Origin of the sequence: Acidovorax sp. FG27, from assembly GCF_040365715.1 — a bacterium.
In the GTDB taxonomy this organism is placed as follows: Bacteria; Pseudomonadota; Gammaproteobacteria; order Burkholderiales; family Burkholderiaceae_C; genus Paracidovorax.
This window is the reverse complement of sequence record NZ_BAABVY010000008.1, coordinates 280,356-295,528: the sequence shown is the minus strand read 5'-3', so window position 1 is coordinate 295,528 and position 15,173 is coordinate 280,356. Positions and strand designations below refer to the sequence as shown.

General features: G+C 68.3%; 15 protein-coding genes. 6 read left to right on the top strand and 9 right to left on the bottom strand.

Features of this window, described 5'->3' with window-relative positions; all coding sequences use genetic code 11:
* Positions 1–21 precede the first annotated feature (21 nt).
* The 3 genes from ABWV53_RS06475 (at position 22) to ABWV53_RS06465 (ending at position 2,992) form a co-directional block, all read left to right on the top strand.
* Complete coding sequence (locus tag ABWV53_RS06475) at positions 22–738, top strand: hypothetical protein (protein ID WP_353364130.1); 717 nt, start codon at positions 22–24, stop codon at positions 736–738.
* Complete coding sequence (locus tag ABWV53_RS06470) at positions 657–1,778, top strand: S8 family serine peptidase (protein WP_353364128.1); 1,122 nt, start codon at positions 657–659, stop codon at positions 1,776–1,778. The genes ABWV53_RS06475 and ABWV53_RS06470 overlap by 82 nt, the downstream gene beginning before the upstream one ends.
* 128 nt (positions 1,779–1,906) lie before the next feature.
* On the top strand, positions 1,907–2,992 hold the full coding sequence (locus ABWV53_RS06465; protein ID WP_353364126.1) for a hypothetical protein: 1,086 nt from the start codon (positions 1,907–1,909) through the stop codon (positions 2,990–2,992).
* A gap of 197 nt (positions 2,993–3,189) precedes the next feature.
* On the opposite strand, the gene ABWV53_RS06460 is transcribed toward ABWV53_RS06465, so the two are convergent.
* From ABWV53_RS06460 to ABWV53_RS06445, 4 genes are all read right to left on the bottom strand, one after another.
* Complete coding sequence (locus ABWV53_RS06460) at positions 3,190–4,491, bottom strand: Glu/Leu/Phe/Val family dehydrogenase (protein WP_353364124.1); 1,302 nt, start codon at positions 4,489–4,491, stop codon at positions 3,190–3,192.
* A gap of 213 nt (positions 4,492–4,704) precedes the next feature.
* Positions 4,705–5,433, bottom strand: coding sequence for an RraA family protein (locus tag ABWV53_RS06455; protein WP_353364122.1), 729 nt, complete (start codon positions 5,431–5,433; stop codon positions 4,705–4,707).
* The gene (locus ABWV53_RS06450; RefSeq protein ID WP_353364120.1) at positions 5,430–6,464 is read right to left on the bottom strand and encodes a hydroxyacid dehydrogenase; all 1,035 of its coding nucleotides are present in this window, start codon (positions 6,462–6,464) and stop codon (positions 5,430–5,432) included. Before ABWV53_RS06450 ends, ABWV53_RS06455 begins: the two co-directional genes overlap by 4 nt.
* On the bottom strand, positions 6,461–7,483 hold the full coding sequence (locus ABWV53_RS06445; protein WP_353364118.1) for a Bug family tripartite tricarboxylate transporter substrate binding protein: 1,023 nt from the start codon (positions 7,481–7,483) through the stop codon (positions 6,461–6,463). The genes ABWV53_RS06450 and ABWV53_RS06445 overlap by 4 nt, the downstream gene beginning before the upstream one ends.
* A 107-nt stretch (positions 7,484–7,590) precedes the next feature.
* Here ABWV53_RS06445 and ABWV53_RS06440 point away from each other — a divergent pair, with 107 nt between their 5' ends.
* Positions 7,591–8,505: a LysR family transcriptional regulator gene (locus tag ABWV53_RS06440; RefSeq protein WP_353364116.1), complete on the top strand. Its 915-nt coding sequence runs from the start codon at positions 7,591–7,593 to the stop codon at positions 8,503–8,505.
* A gap of 34 nt (positions 8,506–8,539) precedes the next feature.
* Here the strand turns inward: ABWV53_RS06440 and ABWV53_RS06435 are convergent, their stop codons facing one another.
* The 3 genes from ABWV53_RS06435 to ABWV53_RS06425 form a co-directional block, all read right to left on the bottom strand.
* Positions 8,540–9,190 (bottom strand): DUF4197 domain-containing protein, encoded by a 651-nt coding sequence (locus ABWV53_RS06435; protein ID WP_353364114.1) that lies wholly within the window; start codon positions 9,188–9,190, stop codon positions 8,540–8,542.
* Between the two features lie 60 nt (positions 9,191–9,250).
* The gene (locus ABWV53_RS06430; RefSeq protein WP_353364112.1) at positions 9,251–10,150 is read right to left on the bottom strand and encodes a PPK2 family polyphosphate kinase; all 900 of its coding nucleotides are present in this window, start codon (positions 10,148–10,150) and stop codon (positions 9,251–9,253) included.
* Between the two features lie 208 nt (positions 10,151–10,358).
* Entirely contained in the window at positions 10,359–11,255 is an 897-nt protein-coding gene (locus ABWV53_RS06425; protein ID WP_353364110.1) for a LysR family transcriptional regulator, read from the bottom strand.
* A 72-nt stretch (positions 11,256–11,327) separates the two neighbouring features.
* On the opposite strand from ABWV53_RS06425, the gene ABWV53_RS06420 reads away from it, so the two are divergent.
* Positions 11,328–11,834, top strand: coding sequence for a PACE efflux transporter (locus ABWV53_RS06420; RefSeq protein ID WP_353364108.1), 507 nt, complete (start codon positions 11,328–11,330; stop codon positions 11,832–11,834).
* Between the two features lie 47 nt (positions 11,835–11,881).
* Here the strand turns inward: ABWV53_RS06420 and ABWV53_RS06415 are convergent, their stop codons facing one another.
* Positions 11,882–12,727, bottom strand: coding sequence for a DODA-type extradiol aromatic ring-opening family dioxygenase (locus ABWV53_RS06415; RefSeq protein WP_353364106.1), 846 nt, complete (start codon positions 12,725–12,727; stop codon positions 11,882–11,884).
* 135 nt (positions 12,728–12,862) lie between these two features.
* On the opposite strand from ABWV53_RS06415, the gene ABWV53_RS06410 reads away from it, so the two are divergent.
* Positions 12,863–13,753, top strand: coding sequence for a LysR family transcriptional regulator (locus ABWV53_RS06410; RefSeq protein ID WP_353364104.1), 891 nt, complete (start codon positions 12,863–12,865; stop codon positions 13,751–13,753).
* A 58-nt stretch (positions 13,754–13,811) separates the two neighbouring features.
* On the opposite strand, the gene ABWV53_RS06405 is transcribed toward ABWV53_RS06410, so the two are convergent.
* Positions 13,812–14,963 (bottom strand): GGDEF domain-containing protein, encoded by a 1,152-nt coding sequence (locus ABWV53_RS06405; RefSeq protein ID WP_353364102.1) that lies wholly within the window; start codon positions 14,961–14,963, stop codon positions 13,812–13,814.
* Between the last annotated feature and the right edge of the window lie 210 nt (positions 14,964–15,173).

Genomic DNA, 15,173 nt, shown 5'->3' with positions numbered 1-15,173 from the left:
TTTTATTCCAGGAGGGTTTTCATGAAAACGTCATTTTTTGCCGCAATGCTGGTGGCAACTTCTACCGCAGCACTTTCCCAGGATAACCTCAGACCAATTCATTTGGTTTATATGAACCCATTTCTGGTACAGAAGTATCAGCAGCAGGCGATCGATGAGGGCTATGTGCCTCCACAGATCCCGGCAGCCGTCAAGGAAGAAGCCAAATTCTTTTACATCGCCAAGCATTTCGATGAATTCAAGTATTCGCCGGGTGTTGAGCGGTTGAAACAGGAAATTTCACAGAAATATGCGCTGCAAAAAGTCCAAGAAACAGCGGGAACAGCGCCAGCCTTTTACGCCACGCTGAGTGAGAGCGAATTGCGAGCGTTGACGAAGTCACCTGAGGTTGTGACCATTTACACCGTTGACCCCGAGGAAGACAGTTTCGTTTTTTCCCTTTCTAACGATTACAGCTCAGAAGGGGAGATTGTCCCATGGGCAAAGCAGCAGGTATTGGCTGACGATAATATCTCGTCTGTCAATTTCTACATTATTGACGGATATTTTAACAATTCCAACTCCGGCAACGAAATCAACTTAACTTACACGAACGGAGGCGGCGACCCGGGCAATCCCAACACAACCCCGGTGGAGCTCCTCATGCATCCAGCGTTTTGTCTATTGCTGCAGCACAACGCAACTGGTCTAAAATCAGAGGCCTCAATCCGGGTCAACCTGTCGTCCACTACGGCATAGTTCTGAGTCAGCCACAAATCCATGATAGCCTAGCCACCATCTCTTCAATGGCTGAATGGGCAAACCAGTTTTCCACATTAAACTTTTCAATTAACGAACCGGACGGGGCTCCTACCAACAGATTTCGCCATGTTCAAGATTTGGGACGCGTCATGAGACGGGCATCAGGGCGGCTTATGATTGCCCAGTCCGCCGGGAATTTCAACATGAATGCCTGTAATGTGGCGTTCGGTTATGATACATCGGCCGGAACGAATGACGGAATTCTGGTCGTCGGGTGTACGGATAAATATGACTACAGGTACCCAGTCACCGCAAATCCAGAGTCTTACTACTTCACTGAAAAGCAATCCAATTACGGCCCTTGCATTGAAGTTTGGGCGCCGGGACAGTCAATGACGACGACTGTTGGCAATGGATCAGTCGTTACTGCCACTGGGACTTCCTTTGCTGCTCCGGTGGTTGCTGCTCTGGCTGGCCGGTATGGCGACGCGACGACCCGACCCATCGAGCGGGAAGCGTATATCAAAGAAGCAGCGGATTGGACAGGCCATTACGACGGCTCTTCGTTCAATCTTCCCATCTACCGGGCAAAATACTCACCTCCGTATTGGCACAATATTCCCAAGCGGCTGCCGGTCACAGGAGTCTATTCAATAAGCAGCACGACCAACCTCAACAAGCTCGTGGATGAAAAGTTTTACGATGGAATCGACTGGAATGCAGGAGGAGGCTGGGGCAGCATAGTCATTGACTTGGGCTCGGCCAAGAACCTGACGGGTGTGCGGGTGATGATTCGCTCGTCAGCCAATGGCGGCACGCTCAACTTCGCGGTGCATGGCGGCAACACCATCAATGTGACAGCGCCAGGCGTCGCCACCATTCCCAACAACCCCATTGCTTACCAAGGTTCTAACGACCAGTTCGACTTGGTTCCCTACTACATACCCATCTCAGGCAACTATCGATATGTCATGCTTGAAGCATCCAACGCTGCTTCGTGGCTTTCTTACTCGGAGGTAGAAGTTTATGGCCGCTAAAACGACTCCCTGGCTCCCCGTGCTGCTGTGGGCCTCCCTGGCAGCAGGCTGTGGGTGGTGAGCCACCTGCACCTGCACCTGCACCTGCACCTGCACCTGCACCTGCACCTGCACCGCTCAAGCTCGAATTGCTTACCGGCAAAGCGTCCATCGATTTCGACCTATGCGCGCAATCCGATGGCACGCTAGCAACCACGCAGTACTCGCATTTATCCCGGATTCACGTCTCGGCACAGAGTATTCACCTGGCAGAAACCGGTGAAAACTGCAAGAACATCAGATACAATACCTACGACTTTACGCCGAAAAATCTTCGTCCATCGATCCGGAAGATTGCTGGCAACTCGGTGAAAACGTTGGTTTATATGCATGACTATTTCACCATGATGTCTTATCCGGTGATGGTCCGATATCCCAGCGGCATTCAGTTTCGCAATGGTCTACCATTCGTTTTGAGTTTTGCGGCAGCCTCCAGCGATCAGGATTTCCAGCTTGATAGCAGCTTGGTGGAGCAGTACACAAAACAAGGTGCATGGAATTTCTTCGTACCAGGGCTATTCACATACAGATTCCCATATGAAGGGGTTTTTGCAGCTGAATATGGGAGTCCGGAGGCAGGCACCCCTGGCAAACCACCCGCCTTGGTCGATGGTAAAGGCCAACAAGCGGGCTTCGTCGCGCCCCACGATCTGGAAGATTCTGGCGGTTTGTTCTATTTGATAGACGATGGCCGAATCCGGACTATCGATGCCGAAAACAATGTGAAGACCCTGGACTTGCCGTCGGCGGGCATCACGAACAGAGTCAAAGCACTTGACGCCGATCATGGCGGCCGCATACATGCACTGACGAATCGTGGCTTTTATTCATACACATGGCACAGGCTGGCCGATGGCAAAAAAGTAGATTTTGGGCTCGTGGACTATACGTTTCCTGTAGTCCCCAAGACCATCGAAACCTTCACGGTCGTCGGCGACGATATCGTCCTAGCCATGCGTGATTGGATGGCAACCGAAAGCATCCTCTATCGGGTGACTAGCAGCGGCGTAGTAACACGTCTCACGGGTACCGCCACCGCCGCCACGCCAGGGGACTTTCTGAACGAGCCTTCGAAGTATCGATTGCCTACAGTGCAACATCTCAAATACGGTGTGGATGGTCACCTCTACATCGTGCTGCCGCAGGGCGTGCTGATCGCGCGCGACTTCAAGTAGCGGCGTAGCACCCGCCCAGCAAAAAGCCGCCAGGCACGGGTGGGTGCTGGCGGCTTTTTGCGTGGTGGCTGGTCAGCCTCGTGGGCTGGCCTGCCAGGGATGGGGGACAGGGGTTCGGATTCGCCGGAGGCGCTTTTGTCACCTCGGGCGCCTGCCGTAGCGCGGGCTCCCGCGCTACGGCTCCCTGCCGACTCGTATCAGGGATACAGACCGCGCATCTCCCGCGCATGCAGGATGCGCTGGCAGGCCACGATGAAGGTGGCGGTGCGCAGCGTCACCTTGTGTTCCTGCGCCACATGCCAGATGCCGGCGAAGGCCTCCTGCATGATGCGCACCAGGCGGGCATTGATCTCGTCCTCGCTCCAGAAGAAGCTGGAGAAGTCCTGCACCCATTCGAAGTAGCTCACCGTCACGCCGCCGGCGTTGGCGATCACGTCGGGCAGCACCAGCACGCCCTTGTCGGCCAGGATGTCGTCGGCCTCGGTGGTGGTGGGGCCGTTGGCGCCCTCGATCACCAGCTTGGCCTTGATCTGGCCGGCGTTGTCCTTGGTGATCTGGTTTTCCAGTGCGGCGGGGATGAGGATCTCACATTGAACGCCCCAGAAGTCTGCCTTGGCCATGGCCTCGGCACCGGCGAAGCCGCCCACGCCGCCGGTCTTCTTCACATGCTCCAGCAGCGCCGGCACGTCCATGCCGCTCTGGTTGAGGATGGTGCCGGTATGGTCCTGCACGGCCACGACCTTGGCGCCCGCCTCGGCAAACAGCTTGCCGGCGATGCCGCCCACGTTGCCGAAGCCCTGCACGGCGACGCGCGCGCCGTCGATGGGCAGGCCGGTGAGCTTGGCCGCTTCGACGCCCACGGTGAAGACGCCGCGGCCGGTGGCTTCCACGCGGCCGAGCGAGCCGCCCAGGTCCACCGGCTTGCCGGTGACCACGCCGGTGGCGGTGGCGCCCACGTTCATGGAGTACGTGTCCATCATCCAGGCCATGACCTGGCCGTTGGTGTTCACGTCGGGTGCGGGAATGTCCTTGGAGGGGCCGATCAGCAGGCCGATCTCGCTGGTGTAGCGGCGCGTCAGGCGCTCCAGCTCACCACGCGAGAGCTTCTTGGGGTCGACGCGGATGCCGCCCTTGGCGCCGCCGTAGGGCACGTTCACGGCGGCGTTCTTCACCGACATCCAGGCCGACAGGGCCATCACTTCGGACAGGGTCACGTCCTGGTGGAAGCGCACGCCGCCCTTGCCGGGGCCGCGGCTCAGGTTGTGCTGCACGCGGTAGCCTTCGTAGTGGGCGATGGTGCCGTTGTCCAGCTCGATGGGCACGTCCACGATCAGGATGCGCTTGGGGCGCTTGAGCGTTTCCACCCAGCGCGCCAGGCTGCCGAGGTACGGCGTGACGCGGTCCACCTGCTGCAGGTAGTTGCCCCAGGGGCCGAGGTGGTCGGCCTGGAGGTAGGAGGGCACGGGGTGTTGGTCCAGGGTGTCGGGGGTGTTCGACATGGGTTCCTTGCGGATCGGAGGTTGTGGTGGAGCGCACTGTAGGCCCGCCCCTCGCCCCTGTCCAAGGCCGGAGTGTTACGGGGTTATGCATCGGATGCATAACCCCGGAAACCGTCTGCGGATGCCGTGGACGACTCCCGCTTGCAGGTCGATGCGGCCCCGTGCGCGCCACATCGGCGCTGGCGGCTTGCCAGGCTGGCGCCCCCTTCCCCGTCAGACCGGCAGCCCCTTGGCACGCAGCAGGGCGTCGAAGCGTTCCGGGTCGGACGTGCCGGCCAGGTTGGTGGCGCGGATGCGGGCTTCCTTGTCCAGGTGCAGGCGGGCGCGCTCCAGCACCAGTTCGGCCTCGGCGGCGGGGATGGCGATGACACCATCGGCGTCGCCCAGCACCAGGTCGCCCGGCAGCACGGACAGGCCCGCGCAGGCGATGGGCACGTTGATCTCGCCGGGGCCTTCCTTGGCCGGCCCCCGGTGCGTGTGGCCGCGCGCGAACACGGGCAGGCCGCCCTCGGCCCATTCCAGCCGGTCGCGCACGGCGCCGTCGATCACCAGCCCACCCAGTTGCCTGACGAGGCAGGTGGTGCGCATCAGCCCGCCCATCAGGGCCTGCGTCAGGTCGCCCGCGCCGTCGATCACGAGCACGTCGCCCGGCTGCACCAGCATCAGCGCCTTGTGGATCATCAGGTTGTCGCCCGGCCGCACGCGCACGGTCACGGCCGGCCCGCACAGCACGGCGGCCAGGTCTTCGTGGTAGCCGTGCAGGCCGATGGCGCCCACGCTGCGGCCCATACAGTCGCCCGCCACGGCGACGGGAATGGCGCGGAAGGCCTCGATCAGCGCGGCCGGCAGGCGCGGCGCCGCCGGGCCGATGCGGTAGCCGGGCGGCCAGGCGCCGGCCGGGGCGGACGGGCAAGCAGGGGAGGAAGCGGGTGGTGTCGTCATGGCGTGATGCGGCAGGCGGGGAGGGAGAGCACCTGCGCGTTGACGCAGCAGGCGGGGTCGATGCGGCGCTGGGCCAGCGCGGCCAGTACGGTGCGCGCCGCGCCGCTGGCCATCGCGTCCAGCGCGGCGGGCGTGGAGCCGCCCACGTGGGGCGACAGCACCACCTGCGGCAGCGACAGCAGCGGGCTGTCCGCCGGCAGCGGCTCGGCGGCCATGGTGTCCAGCCCGGCCGCGAACAGGTGGCCGCTGCGCAGCGCATCGACGAGGGCGGCCTCGTCCACCACCTCGCCGCGCGCGGTGTTGATGAGCACGGCCCCACGCGGCATGCGGGCGATGCGCCCGGCGTCCATCAGCCCCCGCGTGGCGGCGTTCAGGGGCACGTGCAGGCTCAGCACGTCGGCGGCGCGCACCACGTCGTCCACCGCCGGCACCAGGCGCACGGCCTGCAGCCCGGCGGGCGCGGCGTGCAGGCCGGGGTCGAACGCGACGACGGGCATGCCCAGCGCCAGCGCCACGCGCGCCACGCGCTGGCCCACGTCGCCTAGGCCGACGAGGCCCAGGGTGCGGCCCTGCAGCTGCAGGCCGTCCTGCGCACGCGACCAGCGGCCGGCGCGCAGCTCGCCGTCCATCCAGGCGATGCGGCGGGCCGCGGCGAAGATCAGGCCCCAGGTCATCTCGGCCACCGACTGCGCATTGGCGCCGGGCGTCACGCAGACCGGGATGCCCAGCGCGCTGGCGGCCGCCACGTCGATGTTGCTCACGCCCACGCCGTGCTTGCAGACGATGCGCAGCGTGGGGCAGGACGCCAGCTGCGCGGCGGTGAGCGGCACGGTGCGCGAGATGACCGCATCCACCGGCGCGGTGGCCAGCAGGCGGGTGAGTGCGGCGTCGCCCGCGGACGCATCCGCCGGCAGGTGGAGCACGCGGCAGCCGGCATCGGCCAGCAGCGCGGCACCGGCGGGCGCCAGCGAGGGCGCCGTGACCAGCACAGTGAAGGCGCCGGCGCCAGGCAGGGTGGCGGCGCCCGTCATTCGATCTGGATCTTGGCTTGCCGCACCAGGTCCCCCCAGGTGCGGTGCTGCTCGCGGACCAGGGCGGCGAACTGCTGCATGCTCTCGCCGGCGGCGGGTGTGCTGCCCTCGGCGGCGAACTTCGCCAGCACCTCGGGCTGGGCGATGACGCGGTTCACCTCGGCGTGCACGCGCTCCAGGATGGCCGGCGGCACGCCCACGGGGGCCACCACGCCCGACCAGGTCTGCGCGTCGAAGCCGGGAAAGCCGGACTCGGCCATGGTGGGCACCTCGGCCAGCGCCTTGAGCCGCGCCGGGGAGGTGACGGCCAGCGCGCGCAGGCTGCCGCCCTGGATCGGGCCCAGCACCGCGACGGTGTTGCCGATGAAGAAGTCCACATGCCCGGCGCGCAGGTCGTTCACCGCCGGGCCGGCGCCCTTGTAGGGCACGTTCACCAGGCGCACGCCGGCGCGGCGCTCGATCAGCTCGATGGTCAGGTGCGCCACCGTGCCGTTGCCGGCGAAGGCCACGCGGGGCGGCTCGCTGGCCGACTTCGCGGCGGCCAGCAACGCGGCCAGCGTGCGGTGGGGCGAGTCGGCCTTCACGGTTACCACCATGGGCTGCGATGCGACCAGGGCCACCGGCACCAGGTCCTTCAGCGGGTCGAAGGGCATCTTGGCGTAGAGCGACGGGTTGATGGCCAGGTTGGCCGTCTGGCCGATGCCCAGCGTGTAGCCGTCGGGGGCCGAACGGGCGACCGCGTCCAGCCCGATGTTGCCGGCCGCGCCGGCGCGGTTGTCCACCACCACCGTCCAGCCGGTGGAGAGGTTGAGGCGGTCGGCCACCAGCCGGCCCAGGAAGTCGGCGCTGCCCCCGGGAGGAAAGGGCACGATCAGGCGGATGGGGCGCTGCGGCCAGGCGGCGCCGGCGGCAGCGGCAGGAGCCGCGGGCTGTTGCGCCCAGGCGGCGAGCGGCGCGGCGGCGCTGCCGCCCAGCAAGGCGGCGGATGCGCCGAGAAAGGCGCGGCGTTGAAGGGCCATGGCGGTTGTCTCCGTTGGTTGTGGGTTATGTGGCGCATTCTGGAAGGGCGATTCATTCCCGTCCATTGGATAAGATTCATACACCCATTCTTTTTGGTGATGAATCCATGGGCGTGAACCTGCGCGACCTGAGCTACTTCGAGGCCGTGGCCGAACTCGGCCACCTGGGCCAGGCCGCCGAGCGCCTGGGGCGCACGCAACCGGCCCTCACCAAGTCGATCCAGCGGCTGGAGGCGGCCTTCGGCGCGCCGCTCTTCGAGCGCGCCGGGCGGGGCATTCGCCTCACGGCCGTGGGCGAGGTGCTGCAGGCGCGGGCCCGCGTGCTGCGCAGCGCCAGCGACGAGGCCCTGCGCGAGGTGGCCGACTTCGCCCAGGGCAACGCGGGCCACGTGCGCATCGGCAGCGGCCCCATCGCCGCCGACCGGGTGCTGCCCGCGCTCTGCCAGCTGCTGCTGCAGGAGGCGCCGCGTACCACCATCGACATCGCCGTGGGCCCGAGCATGGAGCTGCGCCAGCGCCTGGCCGAAGGCGGCATCGACCTGCTGATCGGGCTGGTGCCCATGCCCGATGCGGCCTTCGAGACGCACGCCATCTTCGAGGACGCGGTGGTGGTGGCCACCCACCCCGGCCACCCGGTGTTCACCCTGCCGCAGGTCACCCTGGCCGCGCTGCTGGACTACCCGTGGGCGCTGCCCGCGGCCAGCATTCCCAGCCGGCAGTGGCTGGAGGCCGTGTTCCAGTCGCACGGCCTGGCCGCGCCGCGCGTGCAGATCAGCGCCAATTCGATCCCGCTGCTGCCGGCACTCATCGCCCGCACGGGGCTGCTGAGCTTCGTGTCGCGCCGCACGCTGGTGGAGGGCAGCCACGGCGCGCTGCGCGAGGTGCCGCTGCCCGCCACCACGCTGATCCGCACGCTGGGGGTGACGCACCGCCGGGGCGGCTACCTCTCGCCCGCCGCGCGGCGGCTGGTGGACTTGCTGCGCACCCGGGGTGAGGCGCTGATCGCGGAGGCCTACCCCTGAAGCCGCCGGCCGGCCCCCGGTCGGGACCGCGGTCTTAGAACTTGAGCCCCTTGAGCAGTTGCGTGCCCGTGCCGATGGGGTCTTGCCGCAGCCGCGTTTCCTCGCGCCCCACATAGGTGAAGATGCCATCGGCCGTCTTGCCCGCCACGTAGTCGGTGAGCCGCGCCTCGTCGAAGCCCAGGGCCGAGAGCTGCGCGGTCTTTTGCAGCACGCCGCTGCCCTGCAGCGCGCCGCGCACCAGCGGCTGCAGCTGCGCGGCGATCTGCGCGCCGGTGCTCCTGCGCAGGTAGTCGGTGGTGCCGGTGGGGCCGCCCCGGGCGATGTCGATGGCGTCGGTCAGCGTGGCGCGGTCGATGGCGGCGCGGAAGATGGGCTTGGCCTGCGCGGCGGCCTGCTCGGCGGCGCGGTTCAGGGCGGCGTCGAGATTGGCCGACAGGCCCGACTGCTGGGCCAGCTCCAGCAGCTTGCCGACGTTGCTGTGGCCGGCGGCGGGCAGGGCGATGCGGATGGCCGCGTCGGACGAGAAGGCGCCGGGCTGGGCCAGTTTGTCGAGCGCCGCGTCGGACGCCTGCCCCAGCAGCGGCTTGATGCCGAAGCTGGGCAGTTGCGCCGCAGCCGGCCCGGCCAGGGCGGCGCAGACGATGGCAACGGCGGGCAGCGCCAGGGCGCGCAGGGATGAAGGCATGGCGGAGGTTCCTCGGGGCATGGACACCTATGCCATTTTGCGCCGTGGGCTGCAGCCGCCTCATTCAACCTTGAAGTTCGCCAGCGCCGGATCGCCCTCGGGATAGCGCAGGCCCAGGTTGTCCAGCACGCCCCGCAGCACGGTGGCGATCATCAGGTTGCGGTGCGTCTTGGAGTCGGCCGGCACGATGGTCCAGGGCGCCCAGGGCGTGTGCGTGGCGGCCAGAAGCGTCTGATAGGCGCGCTGGTAGTCGTCCCACTGCTGGCGCGCGGCGATGTCGCCCATCTCGAACTTCCAGTGCTTGGCGGGGTCGTCCAGCCGCGCCTGCAGGCGCTCGCGCTGCTCGTCCTTGCCGATGTGCAGCATGAATTTCAGGATGACGGTACCGGTCTCGGCCAGCATGCGCTCGAAGTCGTTGATGTGGGCGAGGCGCTGGGCGTGCTGCTCCGGCGTGATCCATTGCTGCACCACGGGCACCAGCACGTCTTCGTAGTGGCTGCGGTTGAAGACCACCATCTCGCCGGCCGCCGGCATTTGCGCGTGGATGCGCCAGAGGTAGTCGTGCGCGCGCTCGACCTCGGTGGGCGCCTTCCAGCCGACCACGCGCACGCCCAGCGGGCTGGTGCGGCCGAACACCCCGCGCACGGTGCCGTCCTTGCCCGAGGTGTCGGTGCCCTGCAGCAGCACCAGCAGCTTGAAGCGGCGGTCGGCGTAGAAGAGGTTCTGCAGGCCGTCGAGCGCCTCCGCCAGTTCCAGCACAGCCGCCTTGTCGGCGGCCTTGGCACCTTGCGAGAACGGTTTGGCGGCGGGGTCGAAGGCGGACAGGGCGAAATCGCCCTCCACCGCGCCCGGGCGGCCCGGCTGCCAATCGCGCCAGCGGCGGGCCAGGGCGTCATCCGGCAGCGTGAAGGCGGGGAAGGGGTCTGGAGAGGGCGAACGGGGGGCAGCGGATTTTTTCATGCCGGCCATTGTGGCGCGGGCCCGGGCCGGCGTGCTGTCGGCGCGGGCCGCCAGCGGTGGGTGCCGAGCGGCCCTGCCGCCCTGCGGGGCCTGCCCGGGCCTTTCGCGCCCGCCGCCGCATTTGCTATTTTTTCAATAGCACCTGGCGCTTCTGGAATGGGCGCTGCGGGCCGTTTTGACCTGAAATTTCGCCCCCCCCCGGCAGGCATCACCCCTTGCTCCGTGCCCGCCCCATCAGCTCGACGAAGCGCCTGGCTCCCAGGCCCTGCGGGCGTTCGCGGGACCACACCACGTCCACCCACAGGGCGACGCCGTTGCTGAGGTTGCTGAACGGCATCTCCACCAGCGTGCCGGCCTGGATGCGCGGCTCCACCAGCGCGCGCGGCTGCCAGCCCCAGCCCAGGCCGGCCTCGATGAGCCCGAGCGCGGCCAGGTGGTTGTCGGTGCGCCAGTGGTGGCGCGCGAAGACGAAGCGCGGGTCGGTCTGGGCCAGGTCGCGGCCGGCCACCACGATCTGGCGGGTGGTCGTCAGGTGCACCTCGTTCAGCGCCGCGCCGCCCGCCGCCCGCATCACCGGGTGCTGCGGGGCGATGACGGCGACCAGCGTCTCGCTGCCCACTTCCTGAAAGCCTTCGCGGCCGTCGATGCTGGGGCGCTCGAACACCAGCGCCAGCTGCGCCCGGCCGGCATGCAGCAGGGCCACGGCGTCGGCCTGGGGCGCGGCCAGCACCTCGACCTGCAGCAGCGGATGGTCGGCGGCCAGCGCGGCGAGCGGGCCCGTCCAGTGCGCGGCCAGCAGCTCGGGCGCGATGGCGATGGTCAGGCGCTCTTCCAGTCCTTGCGTGAGGGCCAGCGCCTGCGCGTTGAGCTGCAGCAGCTGCCCGGCCAGCAAGCGCGCCTGGGGCTCCAGCGCCCGGGCAGCGGCAGTGGGCCGGGGTTCTCGGCCGCCACGATCGAAGAGCTGGACGGCGAGTTCGGCTTCCAGGTGGGCGATGGTCATGCTCACGGCCGAGGGCACCCGCGACAGCGCCCGGGCGGCGGCGGAAAACGAGCCGTGGTCGAGCACCGCCAGGAAGACGTGGACGTTGTCGGACGAAAAAGCCATGGCCACTCTCTATCAGAGAAACTGAAACAAGCTGACTTTATATGTCAGCGGCAGACACATACAGTGCCCCCCATGGCTTCCCCTTCTGCATCTCCTTCGACGGTTCCCCCCCACACCGCGCCCGGCCTGCAGGGCGTTCGCCGCCGCGTGGTGTACGTGGCGCTCTATGAAGCCATCGCCATCGCCGTGGCCACCGTGGGGCTGGCGGTGTTCACCGGCCAGGGCGCCGGGCATGCCGGGGTGGTGTCGGTCATGGCGTCAGCCATCGCCATCGTCTGGAACGTGGCCTTCAACTGGGCATTCGAGCGCTGGGAGTCGCGCCAGGCGTCGCGCCGGCGCACCGTGGGCCGACGGGTGGTGCATGCCATCGGCTTCGAGGGCGGGCTGGCCTGCATCCTGGTGCCGGTGCTGGCCTGGTGGTTCGGCGTGAGCCTGTGGCAGGCCCTGCTGATGGACCTGGGGCTGCTGCTCTTCTTCCTGGTCTACACCTTCGTCTTCAACTGGGGCTTCGACCGGGTGTTCGGCCTGCCCGCGTCGGCCCTGGCCGCGCCGGGCGGCACGGCACCGGCGGCGGCCTGACGCTTCAGAACGCGTTGACGATCCCGCAGGGGATCGTCAACGCGTTCTCAGGCGGCCGCGCCGCCGCCGAAGCGGAAGCTGGAGGCGGTGACGCCGCCGTACACGCCCACCTCGTGGTACACGCAGTCGGCGCGCTCGCCCTCGACGGCGCCGGCGGCCACCATCAGCGGAACCAGGTGGTCTTCCCGCGGGTGGGCGATGCGTGCGGCGGGCGCGCTGGCCCAGTCGATCAGCCGGGCGGGCCGCTCGGCGGGCGCCGCGTGCACCAGCGCGTCCTGCAGCCACTGGTCGAACGCGGCCGAGGGCGCGCGCCCCGCCTCGCCGAAGCGGCGCAGGTTGTGGTAGCTGAGCCCGCTGCCCAGGATCAGTACGCCCTCGCTGCGCAGCGGCGCCAGCGCGCGGCCCAGCGCAAGGTGCAGGGCCGGGTCCAGCCCGCGCTGCAGCGACACCTGCAGCACCGGCACGTCCGCCTCGGGGTACATCACCTCCAGCGGCGAGAAGGTGCCGTGGTCGAAGCCGCGTTCACCGTCCAGCCGCGTGGGCAGGCCGGCGGCGCCGATCAGCGCGGCCACCCGCTCGGCCAGCGCGGGCGCGCCCGGCGCGGCGTAGCGCACCTCGTAGGTGTGGGGCGGAAAGCCGGAGTAGTCGTACACCATGGGCGGGCGGGGGTGCGCCATGACCGCGAAGACGTCGTCTTCCCAATGGCCGGAGAGGACCAGGATGGCGCGCGGGCGCTGGCCGAGCTGGCGGGGGATGTCCTGCAGCGACAGCTCCAGCGCGCGTAGGCCGCGGCGCATTTCCGGCACGTAGGGCCAGGGGCCGCCGCCGTGCGAGATGAAGTAGGTGGGCAGCAGCGGGGCGCCGGCTGCGGGCGAGGGGGATGGTGCATTCATGGAGGCTCCAGCAGGTGCCGCGGGGCGCGGCGGGTGTCGGACGGGTTGGCTCCACTTTAAGATTTCCCTTGCGGGAAATCGATGGCGTTAGAGTGATGCCAATCTTTCCCGATCAGGCAATCAAGCAAGCACAGCATGGACTCACCGGAGCTCGACCTGACCGCCCTGCGCGTCTTCCACGCCATCGTGGAAGCGGGCAGCTTCAGCGCCGCCGCCGACCGGCTGGGCATGGCCCCGCCCATGGTCAGCAAGCACATGGCCCGGCTGGAACGGGTGCTGGGTGCGCGGCTGCTCAACCGCACCAGCCGCAGCATGAGCCTGACCGAGGCAGGCGCCGCCTTCCATGCGCAGGGCCGGCAGGCGCTGGAGCTGCTGGACGCGGCCGCCGCGGCGGTCGGCCAGGGCCAGCAGCAGCCGCAGGGCGAGCTGCGCATCAGCGCGCCGGTGTGGTGCGCCACGCCGCGTTTCGCCGCGCTGCTGGCGGACTACCGCCGGGCCTGCCCCGCCGTGCGGCTGGACCTGCACCTGGACAACCACATGGTGGACCTGGTGTCCGGCGGCTTCGACGTGGCGCTGCGCATGACGGCCGAGCCGGCGCCGCAACTGATCGCCCGGCCGCTGTGCGCCATGGCGTTCCACTGGGTCGCGGTGCCGGGGCTGCTGGCCGACCTGGCGAGCGCGGGCGGCGGCGGGCAAGATGCGGCGCCGATGCCGGTCATCCTGCCCAACTACGTGCCGGCGGAGCGCCTGACCGCCGGGCTGCAGCAGGCGCTGGGCCGGCGCATCGACCCGGTGATGCGCTCGAGCGACACCACGCTCAGCCACCACGCGGCGCAGGCCGGCATCGGCGCGGCCTTCATGCCCGCCTGGCTGGTGGAACACGACCTGGCCCACGGCCGGCTGGTGCGGCTGCCGGTGGACACGGGCGCCGCCCGCACGCTGCACGCGGTGTACGCCAGCCGGCGGCAGATGCCGCTCAAGCTGCGCAGCTTCATCGACTTCCTGGCGCAGCGGCTGGGCGGGTGACCGGCACCCGCCACCGGTCACTCCACTTCACGCCCCATCACGCTCCGATCACTCCGCTTCACGCCCACGGGGCGACGACCTCGATCCGGTCCCGCCCCTTGCGCTTCGAGGCATAGAGCGCGTCGTCGGCGCGCTTGAGCCAGTGGGACAGCTCCAGCCCGGGCTGGTCGAACACGATCGCGCCGATGCTCAAGGACACGGGCTCGGGCGTTTCGAACATCGCGCGCGCCTGCTGCGCGAAGGCCTCGCGCAGGCCCTGGCCCAGCGCCTGCGCGGCCGCGCCGGAGGCAGGGGGCAGCAGGATCACGAACTCGTCCCCACCCAGCCGGGCGGCGAGCGCGCCGGCCGGCAGCGCGGCGCGGATGAGGTCGCTCAGCACCAGCAGCAGGCGGTCGCCGGCGTCGTGGCCGTGCAGGTCGTTGACCTGCTTGAAGTGGTCGATGTCGATCAGCAGCAGCGCGCCGGGGCGGGTGGCCGAGGCCTGCCCCAGCAGCTCCGGTGCGCGCAGGTGGAGTGCGCGGCGGTTGTCCAGCGAGGTCAGCGGGTCGCGGGCGGCGATCTGCGCGATGCGTTGCTCGCGGCGATGGCGTTCCGTCCCGATCATGGACATCGCCAGCAGCATGACCGCGACGGCGCCCTCCACCAGCGAGACCAGGATGACCGTGCCGCGAAAGCTGGCCAGGTGCACGAACGCGCCCAGCATCACGGCCGAGGCGGCCTTGGCCAGGTAGAAGAGCCCGTGCGCCAGCAGCACGGCGCGCAGCTGCGCCGCGCCCACGTTCAGCGCGCCGCCGTGCGGCCGCAGCAGCAGGCCGGCACCCAGGGTGGCGATGGCGATCAGCAACGACTGGATGCCCAGCATGGCCCTGGACCACCAGGGCCCCTCGGGCAGCAACAGCACGCCCAGCCAGACGACGGCCAGCAGCCACCAGGCCCGCGGCAGCCGGGCGCGCGTGAAACGGGCGACGCCGGCCAGGAACAGCCAGTGGGCCGCGATGAGCAGGCCGTTGGAGAACCAGATCCCGATCAGCAGGTGGCCGCTGGAGCGCAGCAGCGCCAACACGCAGCCCACCGCGATGATGGAGAACCCCGCGCTCCAGAAAAGCAGCGAGCGTTCGCGCACGTGGCTCCACTCCACGGCCAGGTACAGCGCGGAGGCGGTGGCAAGCGCCGCGGTGAGGACGAGCAGGGTGAAGGGGTCGAGAACCATGGTCGAGGCAGGCAGCGGCGCGGGCCGCATCCGTGCGGCATCGGCCAGGCCTGGGGGCCTCGCCGCTGGTGCGGCGCGTCGCCGGATCGGGAGGGGGCTGCCGTTGCGGCCGGGCATTTTCGGCGATCGGCGAATCCGCCCGGGCACCCAGGGCTTCTGCGATGCGGCATGCCAGATCGTCAGCTATCTAAATGATAGCTAGAGGCGCTT